This window comes from Pseudomonas sp. NFACC24-1 (assembly GCF_900115235.1).
Taxonomy (GTDB): domain Bacteria; phylum Pseudomonadota; class Gammaproteobacteria; order Pseudomonadales; family Pseudomonadaceae; genus Aquipseudomonas; species Aquipseudomonas fluorescens_AA.
Window position 1 is genome coordinate 48450 of sequence record NZ_FOVS01000005.1, and the last position, 26563, is coordinate 75012.

The 26563-nt window shown below is 59.3% G+C and carries 21 protein-coding genes; 3 read left to right on the forward strand and 18 right to left on the reverse strand.

What is annotated here, in order from left to right; genetic code table 11:
* Window positions 1–11: 11 nt before the first annotated feature.
* A complete protein-coding gene (locus BM317_RS06905; RefSeq protein WP_092168985.1) occupies window positions 12–641 on the reverse strand; it encodes a response regulator in 630 nt (209 codons plus the stop codon).
* The gene (locus tag BM317_RS06910) at window positions 638–3634 is read right to left on the reverse strand and encodes a sensor histidine kinase (protein ID WP_092168983.1); all 2997 of its coding nucleotides are present in this window, start codon (window positions 3632–3634) and stop codon (window positions 638–640) included. The genes BM317_RS06905 and BM317_RS06910 overlap by 4 nt, the downstream gene beginning before the upstream one ends.
* Before the next feature lie 234 nt (window positions 3635–3868).
* Between BM317_RS06910 and BM317_RS06915 the strand changes: the two genes are divergently transcribed.
* Entirely contained in the window at window positions 3869–6769 is a 2901-nt protein-coding gene (locus tag BM317_RS06915) for a sensor histidine kinase (protein ID WP_092168980.1), read from the forward strand.
* Window positions 6754–7815 carry an HD-GYP domain-containing protein gene (locus BM317_RS06920; RefSeq protein ID WP_092473639.1) on the forward strand — a complete coding sequence of 354 codons (1062 nt, stop codon included), beginning with the start codon at window positions 6754–6756 and terminating at the stop codon, window positions 7813–7815. Before BM317_RS06915 ends, BM317_RS06920 begins: the two co-directional genes overlap by 16 nt.
* A gap of 56 nt (window positions 7816–7871) precedes the next feature.
* Here the strand turns inward: BM317_RS06920 and BM317_RS06925 are convergent, their stop codons facing one another.
* The 7 genes from BM317_RS06925 to BM317_RS06955 form a co-directional block, all read right to left on the reverse strand.
* Window positions 7872–8957, reverse strand: a complete 1086-nt coding sequence (locus BM317_RS06925) for a polyamine ABC transporter substrate-binding protein (protein ID WP_170866247.1) — start codon at window positions 8955–8957, stop codon at window positions 7872–7874.
* 32 nt (window positions 8958–8989) lie between these two features.
* Window positions 8990–9331, reverse strand: a complete 342-nt coding sequence (locus BM317_RS06930) for a cupin domain-containing protein (RefSeq protein WP_092168971.1) — start codon at window positions 9329–9331, stop codon at window positions 8990–8992.
* On the reverse strand, window positions 9328–10752 hold the full coding sequence (locus BM317_RS06935) for an NAD(P)/FAD-dependent oxidoreductase (protein WP_092473643.1): 1425 nt from the start codon (window positions 10750–10752) through the stop codon (window positions 9328–9330). Before BM317_RS06935 ends, BM317_RS06930 begins: the two co-directional genes overlap by 4 nt.
* 57 nt (window positions 10753–10809) lie before the next feature.
* Complete coding sequence (locus tag BM317_RS06940; protein ID WP_092168965.1) at window positions 10810–11610, reverse strand: helix-turn-helix domain-containing protein; 801 nt, start codon at window positions 11608–11610, stop codon at window positions 10810–10812.
* A gap of 395 nt (window positions 11611–12005) precedes the next feature.
* Entirely contained in the window at window positions 12006–13694 is a 1689-nt protein-coding gene (locus BM317_RS06945; RefSeq protein ID WP_092473645.1) for a thiamine pyrophosphate-binding protein, read from the reverse strand.
* Between the two features lie 140 nt (window positions 13695–13834).
* Complete coding sequence (locus BM317_RS06950) at window positions 13835–14590, reverse strand: aldehyde dehydrogenase (RefSeq protein ID WP_092473647.1); 756 nt, start codon at window positions 14588–14590, stop codon at window positions 13835–13837.
* A gap of 282 nt (window positions 14591–14872) precedes the next feature.
* Window positions 14873–15877 carry an aldo/keto reductase gene (locus BM317_RS06955; RefSeq protein ID WP_092473784.1) on the reverse strand — a complete coding sequence of 335 codons (1005 nt, stop codon included), beginning with the start codon at window positions 15875–15877 and terminating at the stop codon, window positions 14873–14875.
* Window positions 15878–15970: 93 nt separating this feature from the next.
* Between BM317_RS06955 and BM317_RS06960 the strand changes: the two genes are divergently transcribed.
* Window positions 15971–16426, forward strand: a complete 456-nt coding sequence (locus tag BM317_RS06960) for a MarR family winged helix-turn-helix transcriptional regulator (protein WP_092168953.1) — start codon at window positions 15971–15973, stop codon at window positions 16424–16426.
* 93 nt (window positions 16427–16519) lie between these two features.
* Here BM317_RS06960 and BM317_RS06965 read toward each other — a convergent pair whose 3' ends face one another.
* The 9 genes from BM317_RS06965 to BM317_RS07005 form a co-directional block, all read right to left on the reverse strand.
* The gene (locus tag BM317_RS06965; protein WP_092473649.1) at window positions 16520–18028 is read right to left on the reverse strand and encodes an amino acid ABC transporter permease/ATP-binding protein; all 1509 of its coding nucleotides are present in this window, start codon (window positions 18026–18028) and stop codon (window positions 16520–16522) included.
* A gap of 106 nt (window positions 18029–18134) precedes the next feature.
* Window positions 18135–18938: an ABC transporter substrate-binding protein gene (locus BM317_RS06970; RefSeq protein ID WP_092473786.1), complete on the reverse strand. Its 804-nt coding sequence runs from the start codon at window positions 18936–18938 to the stop codon at window positions 18135–18137.
* A 79-nt stretch (window positions 18939–19017) separates the two neighbouring features.
* Window positions 19018–20070 carry an isopenicillin N synthase family dioxygenase gene (locus BM317_RS06975; RefSeq protein ID WP_092168947.1) on the reverse strand — a complete coding sequence of 351 codons (1053 nt, stop codon included), beginning with the start codon at window positions 20068–20070 and terminating at the stop codon, window positions 19018–19020.
* 13 nt (window positions 20071–20083) lie between these two features.
* Complete coding sequence (locus tag BM317_RS06980) at window positions 20084–20935, reverse strand: sugar phosphate isomerase/epimerase family protein (RefSeq protein WP_092168944.1); 852 nt, start codon at window positions 20933–20935, stop codon at window positions 20084–20086.
* A 320-nt stretch (window positions 20936–21255) separates the two neighbouring features.
* On the reverse strand, window positions 21256–22434 hold the full coding sequence (locus BM317_RS06985; protein ID WP_092473651.1) for an MFS transporter: 1179 nt from the start codon (window positions 22432–22434) through the stop codon (window positions 21256–21258).
* Window positions 22435–22503: 69 nt separating this feature from the next.
* Window positions 22504–23853: an MmgE/PrpD family protein gene (locus BM317_RS06990; RefSeq protein WP_092473653.1), complete on the reverse strand. Its 1350-nt coding sequence runs from the start codon at window positions 23851–23853 to the stop codon at window positions 22504–22506.
* Window positions 23853–24737, reverse strand: coding sequence for a polysaccharide deacetylase family protein (locus BM317_RS06995; RefSeq protein ID WP_092473655.1), 885 nt, complete (start codon window positions 24735–24737; stop codon window positions 23853–23855). Before BM317_RS06995 ends, BM317_RS06990 begins: the two co-directional genes overlap by 1 nt.
* Window positions 24730–25572, reverse strand: a complete 843-nt coding sequence (locus BM317_RS07000; protein WP_092168932.1) for a polysaccharide deacetylase family protein — start codon at window positions 25570–25572, stop codon at window positions 24730–24732. The genes BM317_RS06995 and BM317_RS07000 overlap by 8 nt, the downstream gene beginning before the upstream one ends.
* A gap of 143 nt (window positions 25573–25715) precedes the next feature.
* Window positions 25716–26540: an ABC transporter substrate-binding protein gene (locus BM317_RS07005; RefSeq protein ID WP_092473657.1), complete on the reverse strand. Its 825-nt coding sequence runs from the start codon at window positions 26538–26540 to the stop codon at window positions 25716–25718.
* Window positions 26541–26563: the final 23 nt, after the last annotated feature.

A 26563-nucleotide genomic window follows, 5' to 3' on the forward strand; every position in this document is an offset into this window, starting at 1 on the left:
TCGCGGCGTCTTCAGACCAGCCCTTCATTCAAGGCGTAGCGCACCAGGTCGGTACTGGTGGCAAAGCACATCTTTTCCATCAGCCGAGTCTTGTGCGTGCTGACGGTCTTGTTGCTGATCACCAGTTGTTCGGCGATCTGGTTGACGCTCAGCCCTTGGGCCAGCATGCGCAGGATCTGGAATTCACGGGAGGTCAGGCTCTGCGAGGCGTTCTCGGGCGTCACACCGCTGCTTTGCAGTGCGATTTGTTCGGCCAGTTGTGGGTCGAGGTAGCGTGCACCGGTGCTCACCTTGCGGATCGCCGCCAGCAGCGCCTCCGGGTCGCGGTCCTTGGTCATGTAGCCTGAAGCGCCGGCGCGTAGGGCTCGCTGGGCGATGTGGGCTTCATTGTGCATGCTCAGAATGAGCATCGGCAGCTTGGGGTAATGGGCGTGGATACGGCCGATCAGGTCTTCGCCACTCGAACCAGGCATGGTCATGTCGAGCAGCAGCACGTCGATATCGGTATGGCGCAACAACTCCAGGACCTGGGCCCCGTTCTCCGCTTCTGCCACCACGGAAATATCCTTGACCAGCGCGAACAACTGCTTGAGGCCTTCGCGCATGATCGTGTGATCGTCGGCCACCATTAAACGGATCATGAGTCTTGACTCCTTGAAGCGGGTACACGTAATTGGACAGTCGTGCCGCTGCCCGGGGTGCTGGTTATGGTGGTGGTTCCCCCCAAGGTCAGGCCTCGTTCGCGCATTCCCAGCAAGCCGAGGGTCCTGGACGATTGCTCGCGTTGCTCGAAGCCTTTGCCATTGTCGATGATTTCCAGTGTCCAGCCGTTCTCGCCTTGCTCAAACGTGATATCGACCCGAGTGGCTTCGGCGTGCCGGGCGATGTTGGTCAGCGACTCCTGGGCGATCCTGAATGCAGCGGTTGCGCTGGCATCGTCCAAATGGATTTTCTGCGGGTGGATCTGCAGGTTGCAGTCGATGCCTTGTTGCTGCTTGAACGTGTCGGTCAGCCATTCCAGTGACGCGGCGATACCCATGTTGAGGATGGAGGGGCGCAGGCTGGTGGAAATGTTCCTGACCACCTGCACCGTTTGGTCGATCAGTTGCAGCAGGCGTGCCACCTGTTCGCTGAGCTGGGGCAGTTGTTCGCCGTACTGAAAGCGCAGCAGCGAAGTGCCCATGCGTATGGCGGTCAGATGTTGTCCGAGCTCATCGTGGATCTCCTGCGCAATGAGCTTGCGTTCCTCTTCCCGCGCACTTTCTCGACTGGACATCAATTGGCGCAGTTGCTTGTTGAGCGAAGCCAGGCGCAGTTCAGCCAGGCGCAACTGCGATATGTCGCGAACGACAGCCAGAACGGTGGCGATTTTCCCCTGGATGTTCTGCTCGGGAACGAGACTGATGTGATAGACGCGTTGCAATCGATGTTGCTCGGTGAGCACATATTCATGCTCCAGAGGCTGGCCTTTTTCCACCGCTTCTATGACGGCTGCATGGAATAATTGGCTCTGCAGGTTTTTCGGCAGAATCTCGAGCAGGTCCTTGTGCAGTAAATCGATTTGCGGGCGATCCAGCCAGGCTTCCAATGCCGGATTGACGAACAGCAGCTCTGCCGTTCGACTCAGTCGTGCAATACCGTCTGGAGAGTTTTCAACCAGTGTGCCGATTTCCTGCTGCCGGGCCAGTTCGTTGCGCTGGGCCTCCAGGATGTCGGTAATGTTGCGAGCAATGCACACCAGGCGATGCAAGCGCCCGTTTGAGTCGGCTACGGGTATCAGGTTGAAATGGACAACGAGTGAGCGTTGACCGCAGGGCAGATGTGCATCCAGTTCGATGGGGGCTCCCACGGCGATGCAGTGCAGGCAGATCGCCTCGACAATACTGGCGGCTTCTTTTTCCAGGCACTGGCCCAACGATTGGCCGATCATGTCCGAGTGACTTTTGGCGAGCATGTCGCACAGCTTTGGATTGGCCTCCAGGCAACTGAGTTGCTGGTCGGCTTCCACGGCGAGCAGGCAAAGCATGTCTTGCGAATGGTCGAAGACTTCGCGGTAACGGCGTTCGCTTTGCGCCAGGTGGCTATGGGCCGAGCAGCGCTCCCAGGCGATGGCACCGATATGACTGGCCATTTGTGCATGCTTGCGATCCTGCTCGCTCAGTTGGGCGTCCCCACCGACGAACAACAGGATGGCCCCCATCGCGACACCGGTCTTATTGACCACCGGTTCTACCCAACAACCTCGATAGCCTGCCTGCAAGGCGGGCTGGCTGAACGCGAGGCCCGCGGCGTCGCTTTTCAAATCCGCGATGAAGTGATGGTGCTCGAACCGCTCGGGCTGTCGATCAAGATCTTCGGCCAGGCAGGTTGTAATCGAGGACGTGTCCGTAGGAGGGGCGCGAAGGGATTCGTCGCCAGGCACAGCCTTGAACGCCATGGCGTTGTGAAGCCCGGGCGTCAGAATATCCAGGTAGGCACCGAGCAGTGGCAGCACCTCCCGGAGTGTGTCGTGAGTGACCATCTTTTGAAAAATGGCGGAGCGCGCGTTCTCGGCCCGCTCCTGTCGGCGCAACGCACTGATATCCTGGGCTGTGACCAGTACCCCGCACAGCTCGCCTGTTTCGTCATGCTCCGGCGTCAGGTTGCAGAGGAAATCCACGGAGCGACGTGAGTGCGAGTCCTTGTTTTCCAGCAGGAACGTATGGGCTACGCCGGTTGAAAGCGTGAGTTCTACTTGCGTGCGAAAATATTCGTCCAGCGGATTGTGCGTCGAGGCGCGTTCGGTGATGTGAGTGTTGGGAAAACCCCGGGCGCGCTCAAGCTCGGGATTGGCATAGATTTGCTGTCCTAGCCGGTTGTAGCGAAGGATGATGTTTTGTGAGCTTTTGGCCAGTGAGAGGTACTTCTGTTCGTTATTGAACAATGCCTGGCGCAAGGCGAGATGTTCACTGATGTCTTCCAGCTGCGATACGAAGTAAAGCGCTTCTGCATCAGCGTTACGGGCGATGCCCAGGGTCAGGCGTGCCCACAGCGTGCTGCCGTCCTTGCGGATGTAGCGTTTTTCCAGCGTCAGGCTCGTACGGTGTCCCAGGATGAGTCTGTGCAATTCATCCTTACTGATATCGGTGTCGTCCGGATGCGTCAAACGCTGGAAAGACGTGGCGCGAAGTTCTTCTTCGGTGTAGCCAAGCATCTGACACAGCATTTGATTGGCCGCGATCCATTCACCGCTCATTCGCAATAAGGCCAGGCCTGTGCCGGCAGAATCGAACGCCAGGCGATAATCCTGTTCGGCAAGGTGGATGCGTTCGGCGCGGCGGATCTTCACCAGGAATGTGGATTGTTGTGCCCTGTAGTCGAGTGTCACTTTCAGCGTGTCGCCGTTCGCCGACGCACTTTGAAAATGCCAGTTCCCTTTGAGTCGCGCATGGGTCAGGTGTTTTTCAAAAGTCAGAGGCTTGAGAGAAAACAATGCAGGCGAGGGAACAAGGGCGGCGACGCTTTCGCTCAGCCCCAGTAGCCGACTGGCGCAGTCATCCATGATGAGCAACGTTCCCTGGGCATCCAGCAACACGACACCCACGTCATCCGCATCCTGCGTGAACGGTGTTGCTACCGCTATGGCTGAATCCATTCGCCCCATCCTCTGATCACTGTTTTTGAGCATAGCTTAAGTCTTGAGGCCGAAATCGAGTGTTCGACTATGGTCATAAGGCTGCCCACACGCTTTTGATCGATGCTGGGGGGACCTGCAAGGTCGTGTAGACGGGGGACGATAGAAAAGAGTCCCGTTGGACAGAAACCGAGGATGGGCTCACAATGATATCATTGTGATATCGTTTGTGCCGCCAACGCAACGAGCGTGCTTATGCAAACAACTTCAAAGAAGAAGAGGGTGAGTTTGCGCAGATGGATCTGGCGAGCATTCGCCAGTACCAGCCTCTTGCCGCTTGTTTTGGTGGAGGGTGTGCTGATCACCACTTATTTCATCACCAACCAGTCCATTCGAAGTTCTCAGATCGAGTACCTGCATCAAAGTGCAACACGAGACATTCAGGCTTCGGTTCAGCAGAATGCATTGCTGGTGCAGGGACAACTTGAGCAGATCCACAAGGCGATCGATCTTTATGCCAAATCCACGGAGCATGAACTCACCGAGAAACAGCACCTCGTGGCAGCATCGCTATCATTAAGTGCCGACGGTGTTCGTTACAGCGCAGCAAACGATGGAGCATCCGCCTCGTTTTATTCGAATATCACTGCGCCGCAAGATCAGGATCTCTACAAGGTATCCCTGCTGGCCAATCAGGATTTCATGATGAAGCAGTTGAAGGACGGGGATCCTCTGATTGCCAGTATCTATTTCAACAGTTGGGACAGCTACAACCGGATTTACCCCTGGTTCAATACGCTCGAGCAATACCCCCATGATATGGACATCACCCAATACAACTTCTACTACCTGGCCGATGCACAGCACAATCCTGATAAAAAAGTAGTCTGGACGGATGTCTACCTGGACCCCGCCGGCCAGGGGTGGATGATGTCTGCCATTGCGCCGGTCTATAAGGGCGACTTTCTCGAGGGTGTCGCCGGAGTTGATGTCACGGTCGACGGCATCTTGAAGCGAATAGAGCAGTTGCAGATGCCGTGGGATGGCTACCTGATGCTGGTCAATGACAAGCTCGATGTCATGGCCGTACCCAAGGCGGGCCAACGTGACTTCTCCCTGCGAGTCGAGAACCAGCCCGCCGCAGAGCCTGTTGATCACGAGCGTCTGCAGTCCCCGGATTTAAATCTTACCCGTCATCCGGACCTCGCCAGCCTCAATCAGAACTTACCGGGCCATCCGGGGGGCATTGTTGCCCTGACGTTGAATGGACGGCCTCATCTGGTCGCCTGGAATGTGATTCCCTCCACCGGGTGGTTCTTGCTGGCGGTGGTGGACGAAGCGGCGGTCATGCAGGAAACCAATCTGCTCGCCAGTCATTACCGCGATGTGGGTTATTTGTTGGTCGCGGGGCTGGTCCTGTTCTACGCCTTGTTCTTTGCCTTCATGTGGTGGCGGACACGTGACCTCAGTCGCCAGTTGAGCGCGCCGGTGCAGGGGGTTTCACGAATGATGCGAGAGATTGGCCGGGGTAACTGGCAACCGGCGGAGAGCCCCTCCGATATCTCCGAACTCTGGTCAATGTCCAACCAGGCACTGGGAATGGGCAGGCAGTTGGCCCAGGCCGAGTTTGTCCGCAGTTCCACACAGCAGCGTCTCGAGTTGGTCATGGAGAGTTTTGCCGAAGGGCTCTGGGAGTATTACCCCCAGCGGCAGCGTTTTATTCTCAAGGGCGCCCTGTGCCAGCGTTTCGGCTTTGCCGCCAATGAAGTGCCGATGGCGACACTGCTGGAGAACATACCCATTGAAGACAGGCAGACCTTCATGCGGTTTCTGGAGGAGGCCAGGGGCACTGCCAGCGTGGCGCCGGAAGCGGAGTTCCGGATCCGGGACGTGCATGGCAAGTTGATCTGGATCCTTTGCCGGGGGCGCATGCTGGAACCCTCGCGGCTTGAGGATGCCAGTGTCGTGGTCGTGGCGTGTGTCGACATCACGACGCTCAAGCAGACCCAGTTGGATCTGCGGGAGAAAACCCTGGAGGCAGAAGCCGCCAGTACAGCCAAATCCAAGTTCATCTCCAGCATGAGTCATGAGTTGCGAACGCCATTGAATGCCATTTACGGGTTTGCTCAATTGGGACTCATGCAGCCGCCTGACGACGCATCGCAGCAAACGGCCAACCTGCAGGAAATCATCGAGGCCAGCGAGCACCTCATGCAGTTGATGGACGATCTGCTCGAACTCTCCAGTTTGCAGGCTGAGAGGCCCCTGCTGGATCTCAAGCCGGTGCACGTGGCGAGCCTGTTATCCAACTGCGCTGACATGGTTCGCCAGCAGATCGCAGCGCAGGGCCAGATCTTGCACACCACCGCTCCTCTGGATACATGGCATGTCTGGGCGGACAAGCGTCGCCTCAAGCAAGTCCTGATCAATCTGTTATCCAATGCAATCAAATACAACCGACCCGGTGGTGACATTACCCTGGGGGCCATGGTTGTCGAGGGGGGAGCCCGGCTGCGTCTTTATGTGACGGATACCGGTGTGGGCATTCCCCCGGCTTTGCAGGACGAGCTGTTCAGGCCCTTCCAGCGCTTGGGTAAAGAGAACTCTTCCATCCAGGGCACGGGTATTGGCTTGGCGCTGTGTCGGGACCTGGCACTTCTGATGCACGGCAGCATGGGCTTTGAAAGCCACGTCAATGTGGGGTCGACTTTCTGGATCGACATGTACTCGTCGGCTTTTCCCGCACCCGGGAGGGAGTCCAACCTGTCGACGATAGCGTTGCCGCGCGTCCTGTTGGTAAGCAGCAACCCCAAGGATGATGAGGTGGTCCGGGAGGCACTGGCCGGTGATTTCGAGTTGCAATGGGTCAACACGTTGCCCGAGGCCAGCGTTGTGCTTGATGCCACGGCAATCAGCGTGTTGATCGTCGCCACCACGGACCGTGTGCCTGTGCTGGAGACTTTTTTCCGCGGTTTGCGCACGAGGATCGCAGAAACTGCCCTGTCGATCATCGTGGTTCGTGCGGCCGCTGATCACGCTTCGATTAGCCAGCTGGAGTGCCAGGCCATCGTGGCTTCTCCCTTGGAGAGGCAGAGTATTCGCCATCTGGTATTGACGCTCGCCACGAAGAGGGCAGATGCATGTTCGCCAAAGTAAATGCTGAAAGCAGGATTGTCATTATCGACGATGTGCCCACCAATCTCCGGCTTCTGGATTCATGCTTGCGAGCCGTAGGCCTGCGCAACATCACGACCTTCAGCGACTCGGTCCAAGGACTGGATTGGTTGCTTTCGAACGCCTGGGACCTGGTGTTGCTGGACCTGGATATGCCCGCGCCCGATGGCTTCGAGATCCTTGATCGGCTCAATAAACGAGACCGCACTGAGTCACCGGTCATCATCGTAACGGCGTTGAATGACCAGCAGAGCAGACGAAAAGGGCTGGAGAAGGGCGCTAACGACTTCATCTCCAAACCCATTGACCTGCCTGAGGTGCTGCTCAGAGTACGCAATTGCCTGGAGCTGGCGCAGGCGGCGAAGCAGCTGCGCGACGTTAACGTTGAGCTTGAGCGCAAAGTCGAGCTACGCACGGCCCAACTGGCTTCCAGCTACAAGGCGATCAGCAGCAGCTTGAGTCGAGCGGCCAGCTATCGCGACGATGACACGGGGCATCATATTGTTCGTATTGGCGAGTCCGCTGCGATGTTGGCCAAGGCGATCGGCATGCCCTCTCAATGGTGCGACCTCATGAAGATGGCGGCTCCGATGCACGATATTGGAAAAATCGGCATTGAGGACGCGATTCTGCAAAAACCTGGCGCGTTGACACCGCAGGAAAGAGAGATCATGCAGGAACATGCCCGTATCGGTTATGAAATCCTGCATGACCCGGACGGTTCCCCTTTGACCGATTTGGCAGCGGAAATTGCCCTGGCGCATCACGAACGTTGGGACGGCACCGGTTATCCCAAGGGATTGCGAGGTAAGGAGATTCCGTTATCGGCAAGGATTGTGTCGATATGCGATGTGTATGACGCCATAAGAATGCCTCGAGCCTACAAACAGGCTTGGGATGTCGAGCGTTCGAGGCGTTTCATCACCGATCAAGCCGGTACCCAGTTCGATCCCTCCCTGGTGGACGTCTTTTGTAATCTCTTTGACGAAATAGATCGCTTGCGCTTGCCCGATGCGCGAGAGGGCTGATGAGACCCTGGAGATGTCGCCGATGATCCGGGTGTCTGCTTCATCGGCGACAGGTTTCATTGCCCGCTTTTAATCCGGCTCCAGACCCGCGTGCGCAGCCGGTCGTTCTCCAATGGCATGGCCTCCAGTACAAAGAGTTTTTTCATCACGCTGTCAGGCGGGTACACCATCGGGTCGTTGCGGATGGCCTTGTCGACCAGCCCCTCGGCGGCGGTGTTGCCGTTGGCATAGTGCACATGATTGCTGATGCCAGCCATCACCTTGGGGTCCAGCAGGTAGTTGAGAAATTCGTAGCCGGCGCCTTCATTTGGCGCATCGGCGGGCATGGCGACCATGTCGAACCACATCGGTGAGCCTTCCTTGGGGATGGCGTAAGCAATCTGCTGGCCGTTCCCGGCCTCATTGGCTCGCGCTGCGGCCTGCATCACATCGCCGGAAAACCCCACGACCAGACACACGTCCCCCGTCGCAAGGTCGCTGGTGTACTTGGAGTTGTGGAAGTAACTCACATAGGGGCGCACCTTGAGTAGCAAGGCCTGGGCCTTCTCATAGTCGGCCTTGTCCTTGCTGTGATGCGGCAGGCCAAGGTAGTTCAAGGCGATGGGGAGGATCTCGGGACCATTGTCGAGCATAGCCACGCCGCATCGGGCGAGTTTCTTCATGTTTTCCGTCTTGAACACAATGTCCCACGAGTCTATCGGTACATCGCCCAGGACCGCCTTGACCTTGGCTACGTTGTAGCCGATGCCGGTGCTGCCCCACAGGTAGGGAAAGCCGTAGCGGTTACCAGGGTCATTGGCCTCCAGAACCTTCATCAGCGTCGGGTTGAGGTTGTGCCAGTTCGGGAGTTTGCCGCGGTCCAGCGGTTTGAGTGCGCCGGCCGTGATCTGCCGGGCCATGAAGTGGTTGGACGGAAACACCACGTCATACCCTGAGTGGCCGGCCATCAGCTTGGCGTCGAGCACCTCGTTGCTGTCGTACAGGTCATATTGAGTCTGGTGCCCGGTCTGGGTGGTAAAGTTTTGCAGGGTATCTGGAGCGATGTAGCTGCTCCAGTTGTAGATCCTGACGGTGTCTGCTGCCTGAGCGGTAGACGCGATCAACAGTAACGGAAAGATCGACTTCAACATGCGAGACCTCAACCTTTGTTCTAGGCGTTATGGATGAAGGCAGTTCAGAAAATCAGTACGTAGCTCTTGCGAACGGTTTCTTGTACATCCCAGATTCCCGTCGTGTTCGCAGGGAACATCAACGCGTCGCCGGCCTGGATATGTAGGGCCTCACCACCGTCCGGGGTGAAGGTGCAACGCCCCTGAATGAAATGGCAGAACTCCTGTTGCACGATCTGGCGCCGCCAGCGGCCGGGAGTGCATTCCCACACGCCGGCCTCGACGCCGTCGTCGCGTTCGACGCATGCCGTGGCAACCTGTGAAAGCGGCTCGCCCAGCGGTACACCAACGGCGCCAGGCTCGCCGAGAGGCAAACGGGCGGTGTCGCGAAAATGATCGATCTTCATGCAAACGGCTCCTTGGACTTCATCAGACGTTCCATGCAACCGGCCAGGCCTTCAGCCATCCGGCGACGCCAGCGTGGCGCATGGAGGTTGGCCAATACCTGATCCTCGTGAACGAAGCTCTGGATAATGGCGTTGTAACCCAGCCAGCGCAGAGGCTCGGGCTCCCATCGTGGCAACGAGGCCAGGGGGCGGTCATCCAGCACCCAGGGTTGGCGAGTCAGTTCGTTGTCTTGGCCAAGAATCAACGCCGCCACGGTTCGGCCGCCCAGATTGCTGGCGCCTACACCTTCACCTCCGTAGCCACCCGCCAGCGCGAGCCGCTGGCGACGGTCGGTGAGCATGTGCGGGTGAAAGGACCGGGCAATCCCCAGATTGCCGCCCCAGGCATGGGTCAGGCGCACATTGCGCAAGATCGGAAAGAGTTCACTGAACAGGTGTTGCCGCAATGCTCGTTCGGCCTGAGTGAGGTTGAAGTCACTGCGCAGGCGACCGCCAAAGCGATATCCACCGCGGGCGCCAAACACCAGGCGATCGTCTCGGCTGCGCTGGCCGTAGGTGACTTGTCGGCTGTTTTCACTGAAAGCCTGGCCGCGGGTCAGGCCGATTTCGGCCCATACATCGGCCGGGAGTGGCTCAGTCGCGACGATCAGGCTTTGCGCGGCCAGTTGATGCTTGTTCAACGGGGGCAGGGTGCTGGCATAACCTTCGACCGCCGGCACCACCCAATCGGCGCTCACCCGACCGTGCTCGGTTCGGACCTGGCCTGGCTTCCAGTCGAGCACCGGGCTTTGCTCGTAAATGCGCACACCCATCCGTTCGACGGCTTCGGCCAGCCCTCGTACCAACCGTGCAGGCTGGATGGTCGCGCAGTGAGGTGAGTACAGGGCGCCGTACGCCTGGGCCACATTCAACTGTTCATGCAAGGCCTGGGGGCTCAACCAGCGGTAGTCGTCTTCACCCAGGCCTTGCGCACGGACAGCATCGAGTTGTTCGCGCAGGCGCCGTTCTTGCTCGGGATAACGCGCCGCGCAGTACAGCACGCCGCCTTTGCGCAGTTCGCAATCGATGCCTTCGAGGTGGCACACTCGCGCCACCTCGTCGGGGATTGCATGCAGCAGTTGGTAGCCTGCGTGACGTTGCGCGGCAGGTAGTGGGCCCAGGAGCCGGTCTTCGCCCAGCAGGTTGCCCATCAACCAGCCGCCATTGCGACCGGAGGCGCCGAAGCCGGCAATCTGTGCTTCAACGATGACGATGTTCAGGTGCGGTGCTTGCTGTTTAAGGTAATAGGCCGCCCAGAGGCCACTGTAACCGGCGCCGATAATCACGACGTCTGCTTGCAGATCCTGATACAACGCCGGGCGCGGCGTCAGCGCCTCGCCGAGTTGCTCCATCCACAAACTCACACCACCCCAGCCAGACATCCCATGCTCCATCGGTTGATTGCCGACAGAGATTAATGCGCTGCGACGGGGGCTGTGTTATCTGCGGGCACGCGCGCAATTGGCTTTCAACCACGCCTTGGGTGTGCAACCGGTATGACTGCGGAAGGCCTTGTAGAACGCCGAAGTGGAATTGAATCCGGCACTCGCCGCAAGGGCATCGATGGGCGCGTTTTCACCGTGATTGGGCAGGCGCTCAAGCAGGTAGGTCAACCGGGCTTGGGTCACGTAGCGATAGAAGCTTTGTCCCAGCACTTGATTCAGCAGGTAAGACAGCTGATTGCGACTGTACCCGGTGGCGCTGGCAATCCGTGCAAGGTCCAGATCCGGGTCGAGGAATGGCTGCTGGCGCGTAAAATAGTCGGCCAAGTCTCGCGCCATGAAAGTCAGCTGACGCGCCGAGAGCCCCAGTTTACTGATGGCGGGCGCGTGGCGCCCAGTCTGAGGCTCGCTGTCGCGCACCAGTGAGGCATATTCGTTTATACGAAGGATCAGGCCATCACATACCGTGATGGCTTCACTGGTGCGAAAAACCACCCGCTCGCCACTGCCTTTCAGCGCGGTCTGGTACTGGATGAATGCGGTACAGCCATCTGCACGGATGCGGTCGTTGTGTTCAAGATACTCGTCGGGGTGGCGCGGTAACGTGCTGGTGATATAAGCGCGCAACTCGGTCAGGCCCATGCTGCGGTTCTGAAAGAAATCGTTGTACTGCACGTGCGGGTGATACATCGCGAGAATCGCCTCCAAGTCACGGCGTTTCCACGCCATGTGGTAACGCAGCACCACTTCGAGGGTCAACGTTGTCTGTTCGGCGGTATCTGGCGGAAGGAGAGGCATTGGTTGACCGGCGTAGAGACTGGGCTAGCGCCAGTCTAGCGTCAACGCTTCCTGATGAGTATTACCAACTGCTGAGCGCGAGCAACGGTGGAGAGGGGCCTTTACCTGTCGCTCAGACATTCTCCAGAGTTGAAACGGGCGCACAGTTGTTTCAGATGTTCAGAGTCGTTCAATTACATATCCTCGCTAACTGAAGATTGAAGCTACAGCTCTTGTGCTGACCAAGGCAACCACGAAGCTTGGTAGATCGAACGTCCACAGGTTGGGGAGTAATTGCATCTCTTCAACCTAATCAAGATCAACCGATGCCAAACACTTTGCGAACTTTGGCTTGCTTACCGATGCTTTGGGCCACATTAGCCAGTGCAACTCAGTTTTCGAAAGGCCCGTTAGCTTCAAGCCATGATCGGCAATTCGATGAGGTTGGGGCGGCCTGAGCGAATGCCATCCTCGACCGCTTCAGCTATATCGCTGGCGCGCTCGACCCTGCGCGAAGCAACCCCCAGGGAGGAGGCGAGGGCCTGGAAGTCGATGGCCGGGTTCCGGATGTCCATGCCGATGAACTGGTTCGTACCGGCACTTCGGTAGTGCGCCTGGCTACGCGCGTAGTTTTTCAGGATGTTGTATTCGCCATTGTTCATGACCACAAAGGTGACGGGCAAACGCTCGTGTGCCGCTGTCCAAAGCGCTTGGGGTGAATACATCGCCGAGCCATCGCCGACCAGGCAGACCACCGGGGTGCGGTCCAGGCCAAGGGATGTACCGACAGCCGCCGGCATGCCCCAGCCGAGGATGGCGCTCCGCGTAAACAGGTACTGGCGGGCCGAATGCGAATCCAGGCACGCACGCACATGAGCGATGGTGACCGGCGCTTCGTCGACGATCCACACGTCAGGGCCGATTGCCCGGACCGCTTCATGGGCCGCAACGAAAGGCGTTGTCACGGGCGTATGGAATTCGCGCTTCGCGCGCTCGGCCACTTCGATTCGGCGGGTACTGCGCTCGTGCGCAGCGACATTTCGCAGCGTCGCGATTGCCTGGCGGTGTGGGGCCAGTGCCTGATCCAATAACGGCAGCAACAACTGCAAGGACAGTTTTATGTCGCCTATCAATCCCAGTGCCGTTCCATGCACTCTGCCCAGTTGGTGGCCATCGCCGGTCAATTGAATGAGACGGCAATGAGAGGGGATCGCCGGGCCTTGCGAGTATTGGTAACTGATCAGCGAATGGCCGCCGAGAAGCAAGACCGCATCGAAGTCAGCGAACGTTTCGCGGATATCGGCAGCTTTGGGCGACAAGGCTCCGCGCCATTGAGGATGAGCGGTGGGGAAGGGGATATGCCCGGGCCAGGATGGCCCGAAGACCGGCGCGCCGAGTGCTTCGGCGAGTCTCACCGCTTCCACTTGCGCATTCGACTGGAAGACCTCCTCCCCGACGATAATCGCCAGGCGGCCGGGGGTAACCGTCGCCAAGGCGTCAGCCAGCGGGTCAATCGCCGCGGTCACCGCACTTCGTTCGATTCGCGACGGCTGGCCAGCATCGGCATCGGTGTGCTGCTCCATCACGTTGATCGGCAGCGAAAGGAAAACCGGGCCGGTCGGCCCTGTGCGGCAGTCCTGAAGAGCGCGACGCAGCAGCATCGGGATATGTTCGGGGTGCTGGATTTCCTCCGCCCATTTGACGCTCGGACGGGCCAGGCTGACCAGATCACCATGAAGCAGCGGGTCGGTCACGCCATGGCGGGTATCCTGTTGGCCCGCGGTGATCACCAGCGGCGTGTTCGCCATCTTCGCGTTCAGGATGGCGCCCATCGCATTGCCAAGGCCTCCTGCTGTATGAAGGTTCACGAAACCGGGGCGGCCGGATGCCTGGGCATAACCGTCGGCCATCGCCACGACGGAGGCCTCCTGGAGGCCGAGCACGTAGTGAATGTCGCAGACACCCGAGAGCGCATCGAGCAAAGGCAGCTCCGTTGTGCCCGGATTGCCGAAGACATGACGAACGCCTTCGCTGCGCAGTACTTCTACGAGCAGGTCCGCGCCGCGTTGCCCACGGATGCTGGGGATGCAGGGAGTTGAAGGCATGGCACGAAACCTCACTCATTTGGAATAAATACTTTATCCCGCTTTTGTGGCTATCGGATTGCCAAATGGCAATGCGCCCCCCGTGCGGCGGCGACGCTAAAAGCCCTGACGCTGGGTTTGATTTGAAGCCCGTCAGTGATTCAACGTCCGCCCATTCTTTCGAGCGACTGGCTTTTGCACGGCAAATCGCTGGTACGCTTGTCCGAGGCTTTGCGAATCGCATTGCACAAGGCCCGGACGATGGGTACGTAGCTCAGCTGGCTGGGCTGGCAGGCCTGGAGCGCACCCGTTGGGTTGATCAAGTGTACGGCGATGTGCCCTGGCAGCCATGAGACGAGTGGCCAGCGGGGTCGTTGGGCGATCGTCGGGCACAGATCAGCCGCTGTCACACCAAATTCAGCAGATGCCACGAATGCGACCCCCATCAGGCACGCGCCTTCAAGCTGGGCGCGTAGGCGACCGGGGTTTTCTACAGCGCCCAGGTCAGCGACAAACACCGTGTCATGCACAATCAAGCGGCCCTCGTCGCTCAGCTCGACATCGAGTACCGCGGCCATGCAAGTCTGCGCATCGCAGTGTGCGGCGATGCCCTGGGTTCGGCGTCCGTCTGAAGGCTTGCCCCAATGGCTTCGCGTGGCCGCTTCGGTGATGACGCTACGCATTCGCCGGGCATCGAAACCTGAGCGTTGCGCGGCGCCGTCGGCCCGTGTTGATACCGAATCGATCAGGGAAAGCAGGTAGTCTTGTTGATCGAGCCTGCATCCAGGGTCCTGTGCGGCCATGAATTGCTGTTCGGCGCGCAGGCGAAGCAACAGGTCTTTGCGGTCCAGGATACCGTCTGGCGATGGCCAGATGAATTGATCAACCGCGCTGTCGTGCCCGTCAGGGTGGTTCATCTGCGTTTCTCCTTCCGGCTGATGACAAGAGCTCCAGCAAAAGGCAACCTCGTGTGCAAAATCTCTGGTTAAGCCAAGTTCCTGCGGGAGCGAGCAGGCTTGCTCCCGCAGGTTCGCGCTGGCGCCGCGGGAGCAATCCTGGCGTTACTTTAGGCGCAACGATCTGACGTCAGGGTGACGGGAGGCTGACAGGAACATGTCAGGCGATAAAGGGGGGCGGGTAGGTGATGCATACAGTTGAGCCTGGCCTTCTTGTCGTCGGCTTGCATCACCCACCCACGTTCAAGCCACGATCTGCGCTGCTCCGCAAGCCCAAGGGGTCGCTGTCCTTGCTGGCATCGAAGAAGACAAGCTGCTAACGGTGTCGAGTCGATGAATCTGCTCGGCTGACAGTTCGACCGACAGGGCTGCGAGGTTGTCGGTCAATTGCTCAAGCGAGCGCGGGCCGATGATGGGCAACGACCCGTGCGTGCCGGACCAGGCGATGGCGACCTGACCGGGGCTGACGCCCAGTTCGTTGGCGATGGCGATGACCGTGTCGAGGACCTGTGTACGCTGCTCGCTATTCTCTGCTTGGAACACCTTGCCACCGAGGCCCTCGGCGCGTCCTTTCTCGCCCTTGCGGTACTTACCGGTCAGCATGCCTCCGCCGAGTGGCGACCAAGTGACGATACCCAATCCCAACGCATGCGAAGCCGGGAACAGATCAATCTCGGGTTCGCGGTGGACCAGGCTATGCTCGAATTGCGCCGCGGCGATCGGCACCGAGTGGGTGAGTTCGGCGAGGGTGACTGCTCGCGATAGCCGCCAAGCAGGAAAGTTGGAGAGGCCGGCATAAAGAATCTTACCGGCGCGGGCGAGATCTTCGAACCCACGGACAATTTCTTCGATGGGCGTGACATTATCCGGCCAATGCACCCAGTAGAGATCGATGCGATCGGTTTTGAGTCGCTTCAGGCTCGCCTCTACCGAGGCCACCATGGCTTTACGACTATTGCCAGTGACGAGGCGATCGGCATTTGGCTGCGCGCCTTGGGTGTACTTGGTCGCCAGGACGAAACGCTCGCGTCGGCCCTTCAGCAGGGTACCGAGCAGCTCCTCGGACTCTCCGAACTGGTAGATATCGGCCCCATCGATGAAGTTGCCGCCGGCCTCCGCGTAGGCGTTGAAGATTGCCGTGCTGACATCGGGATCCGCACCGTAGCCCCAGCCTGTGCCAAAGTTGCCCGTCCCAAGCACGACCTGGGACACACTCAGTCCTGTTTTGCCGAAGGGTGCATATTTCATGTTTTCACCATTGATCAAGTCGGAACGATCTTTTCAGATAGTGTCGGTGCAAATAAAATTGTATATGCAAATATTGCAGGTACAATAGGCTCCATGAAAAATACTATCAAGCCACAGGGCTGCACCAACCTGAAGCTCCGCCAGCTCAATCGCATGGTGACGCGTCACTACGACCGCTACGTCGCCGAGTCCGGCCTGAAGAACACGCAGTACGCATTGTTGTCCCATGTCGTCAGGCTGGGGCCTATTCGGCCGAGTGATCTGGCCAGGCAAATGCAGATGGATAATTCGACCTTGACTCGAAACATGCAGTCCCTGACCGCTCAGGGGTGGCTGGAAATTGGTGCAGGAGGCGATGCCCGCAGTCGCCTTGTCGAAGCGACCGAGGCTGGACGCGTAAAGCAAGCCGAAGGCCAGCGGGCGTGGAAGGAGGCACAGCGAGCACTCAATGGTCTACTCGGCGTGGAGCGCGTGGCTGTATTGCACGAATTGCTCGACGCCTGCATTGCGAGCCTTGACGACGATCTTGATGAATCCCCATCAGAATGAATCGCCAGCAGCTCCGCAACGCATAACGTGGGTGGGAACCAGCGTGCTTGACGGATATCCCACCGCGAGTGTCAGGACCCAATCACACCGCGTTCAAACCCTCATGAATTTTCTGATTCTCTCGCCGCACTGATCAGCTCGGATCATCCCAGGCGCCGCATCCAGTTTGACCAGGCCGTCCTCCATGAAAACCACCCTGTCGGAAATTGACATGGCGAAGTCCATTTCATGGGTCACGATCAACATGGTCATGCCTTCTTTTGCCAGGTCGCTGATCACCTTGAGCACATCGCCGACCAGTTCCGGGTCAAGGGCTGAAGTAGGCTCATCGAACAGCATGATGTGGGGATCCATCGCCAATGCGCGGGCGATTGCCACGCGTTGTTGCTGACCGCCCGACAACTGATGCGGATACTTTTGCGCATGCGCCAGCAGCCCGACCTTGTCCAGCAGAGCGTAGGCGCGCTGCTCGCTGATGGACTTGTCGCGGCCATGATAGCGCGGCGCGAGGGTGACGTTGTCGAGGATGGTGCGATGGGGAAACAGGTTGAAGCTCTGAAACACCATGCCGATACGCTGCACCCCATGGCGTACTTGTTGCGTGTTGGTGTTGTCACCGGCGTGGATATAACTTTCGCCGAATAGAATGATCTCGCCCTGGTCGATGCTTTCCAAGGCGTTGACGGTCCGAATCAGCGAGGTTTTTCCCGATCCCGACGGACCGATAATGGAAATCACCTGGCCCACGTTGACATCAAGGTTGATGCCCTTGAGCACGGCGTGCTGGCCGTAGCGCTTGTGAATGTTCACCAGTTGCAGGGCGGGTGCCGAGCCAGGCCCCGGCGCTGTACGAGCGTCTGCCGAAGCGGGCGCCGACCGTGACGCGCGTAGACGCCGCAGGCTGATGTCATCCAGCGTTTGGGGTTTACGGTTGTTGAGCTCCAAGTGTTGCTCCAGCCAATGGAACAGCCAGCCGAGCACGGTCACGATCAGCACGTAATACACCGCCACAGCCGACAGGGTTTCCATGACCAGGAAGTTTTGCGCGTAAAGGCGCTGGCCCACGGTCAGCAGTTCGGTCAAGGAAATCACCGAGACCAGCGAGGTCAGTTTCACCACGGTGATGTATTCGTTGATCAGTGTCGGCAGGGAAATGCGGAACGCCTGTGGGATCACGATCAGGCGCTGCAAACCGATCAGGCCGATACCCAGCGCACGACCGGCTTCTTTCTGGCCTTTGGCAACGGATATCAAGCCGCCACGATGAATTTCCGCCATGTACGCCGCCTCGGTGACCACCAGTGCCAACAGGCCTGAATAGAACGGGTTGGACAGTACGCCACGGGTGACCGGGAACATCTGCGGCAGGTTATAGACGAACACCACCAGTACGAGCAGCGGTACGCTGCGAAAGAACCAGATATAAACCGATGCCGGCACGCTGATCCAACGCGTGGCCGAAAGCTTGGCCGACGCCAGCAGGAAGCCCAGCAGCATGCCGATAAACCAGGCCAGCGTGCTGAGTTGCACCACCGTAATGCAGGCTTTCCAGAAGTCCGAGACCGAAAACAGAGAAAAAAAGTAGGGCCATTCAAATTGCATGTGTACCTCCAACTGCTGGCGTCGACGGAGGCTTCACCTATGCCGGGCAGTCAAGCGAACGCCGCCGACTGTGGGAGCGGCCTCGCTCCCACAGGGCTGCACTGAGTCAGTTAGTCGGTTCTTCCAGGTTGTATTTCTTCAACAGGGCGGCGTATTCACCCGACGCTTTCGTCGCATCAAAGGCCTTGAGCAGCGCCTGATAGAGGGCGTCGTTGTCCTTTTTGACGTAGATACCCAGTGTCTGTTGATAGATCGAGTGCTCGGTGCTGATCACAACCCGGCCTTTGGTGCGTTCTGCGATCATGCCGGCGGCGCCGTCGATCTCCACCTGAGCCTGCACGTTGCCGGAAAGCAGCGCCTGGGTCACTTCAGGGGCGGACGGGAATTCGCTGACCATGATCCCGCCCTTGTTGTTCGGGACGCAGTAGTCGGTCGAGAGTTTGTTGAATTGCGTCACCCAAGTGGTGCCTTTTTCCAGGCCGACTTTCAGGCCGCAAAGATCTTCCGGTACTTTCGGTTTCAGCGGGCTGTCCTTCAGCACCATGATCGCTGCGCCAGTCTTGGCGTATGGGATGGTTTGCGCCTGAGTCTGCCGTTGGGGGGTGATGTACATGCCCGAGATGATCGCGTCATAGTGACCGGCGTTCAGGCTCAGCAGCAGGTTGGAAAATTTGGTGTCAACGAAGTCAGCCTTGAGGTCCAGATGTTTAGCGAGTAACCGCGCCAGTTCGGGGTCGGAGCCGACGACATTTTTTTGTTCGTCGTATGATTCGAAGGGCGGATAGGTGATTTCCATGCCGACCTTGAGGACGCCGGGTGTCACCGTCGTGGCTGCGTGGGCTCCTGTCGCACCGAGGAACGCGAAGGCCAGCAGGGACAAGCGGACAGCAATGTTCATTGGGTTGCGCATCATCGGTGACTCCACGTCGAAAAAGTAGGATTGGACTGGTTTTGAAACAGGGCTGTTTTGGAACAGGTCGAGGGGGGCATCAGGACGCTTCCTGCGCCTGGCTCTTCAAGTGACCGAAGCTCGATGGCTTGCGCGCGCGCTCGTACAGCTTGAGTTCGCCGCGTTCGACCTTGCGGCGCAGGTATTGATAGGTTTGCAACGCTTGGCCAAACATGTGCTCACCGATGGTGATTTCCTCGTAATCCTTACCGCCTTCAAGAAACTGCGGCAGTGGCTTGATTTGCGTATGGAAATCGCACGCATAGAAGAGGGGGAACGAGTAGCGCTCTTCGCTGACGGTTCGCACTCGGTGAGCTGTCGCGACGAATGCACCTGCGGTCATGACCTCCAGCATGTCGCCGATGTTGACCACAAACGTACCGTCCATGGGCGGCGCATCGATCCATTGCCCCTGATCGTTCATCACCTCGAGGCCTGGCTTGTCGGCAAGCAAAATGGTGAAGCATTCGTAGTCGGTATGGGCGCCAATGCCGGGCGCGTCTTGAGCCGCCAGGTCAAATGGGTAGTGGATCAGGCGCAGCTTCGACGGTGGGCGAGTCACCAGTGCCTCGAAATAGTTCTCCTCCAGGCCCAACGCGAGGGCGAAGCCCTTGAACAAGCGACGACCTAACGCAAACACCGCGGCGTAGTAAGCTTCGACGGCGGGGCGGAAACCCGGCAGGTCTGGCCATTCGTTGGCCCCGATCAATGGCGTGCCGGCAATGACCAGCGGATCGTCTTCGCTCACTTCGAAACCGATATCGAAAGCTTCCTTGTGATCGGGTTTGCCTTTGGCATAGACCTCTTCACCTTCAGGCACAAAACCCTTGTGGCTGCGTGAAGTGCCGATGTAATGCTGCATTTTGTATTCAAGCGATTGTGCGAACAGGTCCTTCGCCGCTTGACGCAAGCCGTCGATCAGTGACGACTCGATGCCGTGGTTCTTGATGTACAGGAAACCGACTGCGCGGGCGGCGTTACCCAGTTCTTCGGCCACTGCCTGGCGCTGGGTGAGGTCGTCGCTGTACAGCCCGGCGATATCCACCACCGGAATGCGGCTGAAGTTGGCAGTCGTGGGCGCTTTGTCAGGCATGAGGGAGCACTCCTTATCGGGTTGAGGTGCGGGCGAAACGCCGAAAATGCTCGCGCTCGGTGTTTGCCATCCACACGTTCAGCGACCATAGATCAGCCACCGGCACGTTGGTGAAGGGCAGGTGATGCAGATAACCGTCGGCGCCGAACTCAGGTGTCAGCGTGGTGACCTGATACCCGCGTTTTTCCTGGGATCGCCAGATGGCCTCCCAATGTTGCTGGTGGAAGGCAAGCGTTTGGCTGTACTCGGGAGCGGCGGGGTGGGGAACTTGCGGTCCCTGGTCATAACCGACTCGGGCTTGAATATGGTGAACGCGTTCGACGAAGGCGCTGAGGTCGTCTTCCGGATCGTTGAGCAGGCGCTCGCAGGTGACGACCCAATGACTGATGTCGCTGGTGAAGCGCAGGTCCGGCAGTTGACGAATCAACTCGAGGGTGACCCAGGGGTTGAATAACGAGCGAGCGCGATGTGTTTCAAAGGCGCACACCTGGCCATGCTTGCCCGCGAGGTCCATCGCGCGGCCAAAGAAGTCGACTTGCTGTGCCAGGGGCCAGCGGTCGTTGCCAGCCAGCAGATTGACGAAACGCGGCGCCAACTCAGCCGCCCAGCCGAGTTTCTTGTCGAGGTCCAGAAGGTGTTCGTCGACGGTTGCCGACTGTTCCGGCAGAACGTCGTAGGCGCTGAAGACGGTGCTGATATAGCTGACGTTGTTGATGCGTAGAAAGGCTGCGAACTCGGCACGTTCGCTGGCGGTCATGGGCAGGCGGGCTTCCATGCCATCGAACCCGGCTTCAAGCAACTCATCGAGCGCTTGTGCCTTGCTCGCGGTGTAGCCCCACAACGTGCGGAATATCTCCAGCTTCATCGATCTGCTCCAAAGGTTCCTTCGCATGATTGGCACGGCGACGTTGCGGCGCTAACCGAAACGCACAACGAACGGCAGTGACAATCAGAAAAAGCAATCTTCGGGCCGCATCTCTATGGAAAGGCTCCTTTGTTGCCGTCAATAGTAGGGAGGGGCGGTTGGCGGAAAGAATAGGGAAGCGCAAAAAGATAGTTCAGAGATTTCTAAACTATTGATCACTGGCCGCGGCCCTGATCGTCAGTCATGGATCCGGGGCTCCGGAAGCTGGCGCGTTGATCACGCCGCCGAGCCGTCTCGCAGCAAGGATGCCGTTCCATGAATCACTTCCGCACGATCGCCACCCGACGCCCGCTCATGAAACACAGCAGCCCACCCACCGCAGTCAAGGCGCTCAAGACGTAGAACATCGTCGGTGCCGGGGTTTGTATCAGCAGGTACCCGCAGATCACCGGGCTCAGGGCGCCGCCGAGAGCGGCCAGGTTTTGTGCGCCGTAGTAGCTGCCGCGCAGTTCTTCCGGGGCCAGGGTATCGACGAAGAGAAATTCGGCCGGGTAGATGATCATTTCACCGAGCGTGAAAATGAACATCGCCACGCACCAACTCAGCATGTCGTCCGCCAGGCTGAATCCGATCAGGCCAAGCATGAACAGGCTGGTGCCCGCAGCGATCCAGTAGCGCAGCTTCTCGCGATCGAGGAACCGGCCGATCTGGTATTGCAGCAGGATCACAGTGATGGCGTTGCAGGCGAGCAGGGCGGCCATGATCTCCAGTGCACGCTTGGCGTCGTGGGTGACCAGCAGGTATTGCGACAGATACAGCGTGAAGCGTCCGTGCACCACGGTGCTGAGCAGGCAGCCGCAGGTGAACATGATCAGGGTGCGGTCGTTTTTCAGGGTCTTCAGGGTCTTGAGAAAACTGGGCGGTGGGCCCATGGCCGCTGTCGGCGTTCCATCGCCCGGGATGCCCATCATCAGAAAGATGCTGGAGAACGCGATGCCCGCGGCGATCAGGAATGGCGCGATCGGGTAGACCCCCGCAATCACCACGCCGAGCATGGGGCCGGTGGCGTAGCCGATGTTGGTCAGGGTGTAGCGCAGGGAAAACGCTTTGGCACGCTGCCCGATGGGCAGGTTTTCGCTGAGGATCGCTTTGGAGCCGATCAGAAACAGGGCCGACGCGGTCTCGGTGATCACCACGGTCAGGGTGGTCAGGTAAAGGTTTTCGGCAAAGGTCAGCAGGACGAAACCCACGGCGCTGGAGAGCATCGCCAGGATCAGCAGCCGGCGCTTTTCCAGGCGATCGATGATGTAGCCGCCGTACAGGGCCAGCAGGGTGGCGATGAACACCGCGATGCCCAGCAGTAAGCCGACATCTTGTTGGTTGAGGCCCAGCTTGTTGCTCAGGAACAGCGTGAGCAAAGGGCTGGTGATGGCGCGGCTGACCACGATGGTCAGCGAAACGATCATCAAGCGCCGAATAACGAGGGAGTAAGTGGCCACGGGGGGCAAATGTCCTTATTCAGATTGTTGGCGTACACCGCGATGACGCCCGAGCCGTCAATACCCTGATCAACCCAGCCACCGTTCCAGCGTACGTATCGATTCCAGGTCTTCCATGCGTCGCAGTTGCTTCAGCAGTTCCGCAGCCCGTTCCTGCGGCATGACCCGCGTCGTCAAACTGAAGAACTTCTCATCCAGGGCCTCATCGGCAAGTGGATTGCCCGGCGCTCCCAAGGGCACTTCCACACACAGGCTTGCCTGCCGGCCGTCCACGGTCCGCAGGGTCACCACAGGCTCGCCATCCTCATCCAGTCGCGGGTCCACTTCAAGCTGGATGCGCGACATGCACTGAATCACCAGCGGATCGTTGCGTTGCCGATCGTCATAAGCGTGCAGTCGGCAATGCCCATGCACCAACCGCGCGGCGAGGGCATACGGCAGGCTCATTTGCGCGGCTGCGAGGTGGGTGACATCCCGGCCGCCGCACATGCCGTGGAGAAAACCGCTCAGCCCGACGTGCAGGTTTTCGACCTGGTCGACGGATACCTTCAACTGCTCCAATAGCTGGCCGAGTGCATCGATGGCCGAATGGGTGCCGCGACAGGAGGCATGGGGTTTGATTGAGCAGCGGGCGAGCTTCCAGTTCACGCCGAGCTCCGCATCCAGCGCTTCGGGTCTTGAAGTCGCTGGGGCAAGAGTGTTCAGAAAACCGCCCCAGACGTCATCGAACAGCTGCGTCGGCCCGCTGATGCCCTGTTGGGAGAACCGCGCAGCCAACAGACCCCCTTCTGCGGCGCGCCCACTGTGCAGTTTCTTGCTGTGCGAGCCATCGTGAATGAAGGCCCACAGGCCACCGCTGAAGCTGCCGGCAATGCCCAGTGCCGCCAGGGTTTGCCGGGTATCCAGACCCAGGATGCGCGCACTGGCGGCGGCTGCGCCGAACACCCCACAGGTCGCGGTGGAGTGCCAACCGGCGCCATTGTGGGCGCTATAGCCGCCGCAGGCTTCGAGCACTCGACGGCTAACCTCATAGCCGATCACGACGGCGTTGATGAATTCACGGCCACTCACGGGCCGTGCGCGCAGCGAAACCGCCGCCATCGCCGCTGGCAGCACGACGGCCCCGGAGTGATCGCAACCACCGGTGTCATCCAGTTCCAGCGCATGGGCGGCGATGCCGTTCAACAGCGCTGCCGGGCCCACGCAGACCTGCAGATCGGTTCCCCAAACCGGTACCTCTCCCGCTTCACCCGCGAACACCTTGTGTGCCTGTCTGGCGATATCGCTCGCGGCGCCGGCCAACGTTGCGCCGAACGTATCGAGAATGTGCCGCTTGGCTTGGGCTACCAACCCAGGCGATAGATCTTCAAACCGCAGATCGACACAGAATTGCGCCAACCGTTGCAAGCGTTCGCTCATCAGACGTAATCCCGATAGTGGCGCTCGTACACCGATGCGGGATGATCCTCGGCCGCCGGCGCTGCGCTGCTTGCCCACCATTGCGCGACCTCGGCGCCGGTGGCGATCCACACGTCATCGTGCTGTTGAATGCCCTCGATCAGCTCGCGCAACACGCCTATCCGTCCCGGTGTGGCAATGATTTCCGGGTGCAGGCGAAGTACGTAGCACAGGCCAAAACGGTGAAACCCGGCGAAATCCATTTGCAGGTTGCCCAGGGTGTGGCTGTAGGAGGCGATCCGTGATTGTGCCGGTGGCACCGCCGGGCTCAAGTTGAAGGCGAAGTAAGGCTCGTCTTCCAGCTCATAATGCAGCGGCACTTCAATGACACCGGGCGCCGTCGGGTGAGCGAATGGCAAGTCATCGCCACGCCATGACGAGGACCAGCGGATGCCTTGGTCCTTCAATGCGCCGATGAATCCCGGCGCACCATTGCCCGCCGGGATTCGAAAGCCGATCGGGCGCTTGCCGGTCAGCCTGGCCAGGGTTTCGCAGCCTTTGGCGACATCGTCGCCCTGGGCGACCAGGTCTAGCGCATCGTAATCTTGATGACGGTAACCGGCGCAGGCGATCTCATGACCGTCGCCCTGGATCGCCTGGATGAGCGCAGGGTTTTCCTCGGCAACGATGCCGGGGACGAACCAACTGCTGCAGACCCCGAGTTCCTTGAACAGGCCGAGCAAGCGTGCCACGCCGCGTTGGGTACCGTAGCGCCACACCGACAAGGTCTTGTCACGCCCGGCAACTTCCGGGGCTTGCGTGAGGATGCCGTGGATGTCGTTGTAATCGACGGTCAGTACCACTGCGCAGCGATAGCCTTCCGGCCAGATGGGGGAATCAGCCATGGCGGTGCTCCTTCAACCAGAAGTGGGCGACGTCGCGGCAGGTGGCGAACCACACGTCATCGCGCCGACGCATGTGTTCGAAAAGCTGTTCCAGCAGCAGGATGCGTCCCGGCTTACCGATGATTTTCGGGTGGAAAAGGGTGGTCAGGCACAACCCTTCGTCCATCGCGCCGTCATATTCGCGGCACCAGTTGTCCAGGGTCAGCGCATAACTGGACGTACGGTCCAACCCGGAAGGAAAGTTCGGCGCGCGGGTGTAGGCGAGGGACGCGTAATCGTCCATTTCCCATCGGCCTGGGATTTCCACCAGCGGCGTATCGAAACCCGTTACGTCCACCAGGTACGGTCGGTCGTCGCCGCGCATGCTGCTGGAATAAGTCACGCCGGCTTCCACCAGCATGGCTGGGGTTTCGGCACGCCAGTCGCCGGACGGCGTGCGAAAGCCTTCTGCGCGGATATTCAAGTGTTTCCAGAACACCTCGCGGGAGATCTGCATCACCTCCTTTTGCCGATCCAGTGTCAGGGCATAAAAGGATTCGTGTTTGTAGCCGTGATAAGCCACTTCATGCCCGCGCTCGACAATCGCCTGGCATTGTTTCGGCCAGTTCTCCACGACCCAGGCGGGAACGAAGAATGTCGTCGGGATCTGGAACTCGTCGAGCACATCGAGCAGGCGCGGCAGTGCCCGGTAAGGGCCATAGCCGCCGAACCCGAAGTACTCGGGTTTGCGCCAGATCGAGCCGTTGAGCATGGCATCACCGGTCGGGCCATCGAGATCGAAGGCCAGGGCCAGGCAAGCCTTGTGCGGCGCGGGCCAGGTAGGTGAAGAGGGCATCGGTAGCGCTCCATCTTTAGTCGTAGACACCAGACCCTTTGTGGCGCGGGGCTCGCTCGCGATGGCGTCGAGTGAGGCAACATTGATGTTGGATCACTCGCAAGCAAGCCCGCTGCCACATCGGAATCAAACGGCCTGTGGGATCACTTCCCGGCGTTGATGGTCACGGTCTTGATCGCCCCCAGTTCCAGGTCCCATTTCTTCAGGATCGCCTGGTAGCTGCCGTCATCGATCATGCTTTGCAGCGCGATCTTCACCGCTTCGCTGAGCTCAGGTTTCTTCTTGCTCACGCCCATGCCGGTGTACTGCTCGGAGATCGGCAGGCCCACGGTCTTGTACATGTCCTTTTCCTGGGTCTTGAGGTAAGGCAGGGTTTCGCTGCCCTGCATGGCTGCATCGATACGGCTCTGGCGCAGTTGCGCCCGGGCATCGGCGGAGCCCTCGGTGCCGACCACGTTGATCGCCGGCTTGCCGGCGGCCTCACAGTTGGCCTTGCTCCACTCGGCGATTTCCTTTGGGAAGGTGGTGCGGCGGCTGGTACCGACTTTCTTGCCGCACAGGTCGAGGATCTCGTTGGTGTCCTTGTTTTTCTGCAAGGTGTAGAACTGCGGACCGCTGGTGAAGTAGTCGATGAAGGTTACGCTGGCCTGGCGTTCGACGGTGTCGGTCATGCCCGACAGCACCATGTCCACGCGGTCTGTGGTCAGGGCGTTGATCATTTGTTCGAAGCCGGTTTCCTGCCATTTGATCTTCACACCCAGGCGCTCGGCCAGGGCATTGCCCAGGTCATAGTCAAAGCCGGTGAGGGTGTTGGTGGCCGGGTCCTTGAAATCCATCGGCGGGTAGTTCGGCATGATCGCCACGACGATTTCGCCCTTGGCCTTGATGCTGGCCGGCAATTCGGCCGCGAAGGTGAAGCCCGATGCCATGACGCTTGCGAGTACTGCGGGGATAAAGAAGTTCTTCATGGTCGTTCTCTTATGAGTGTTGT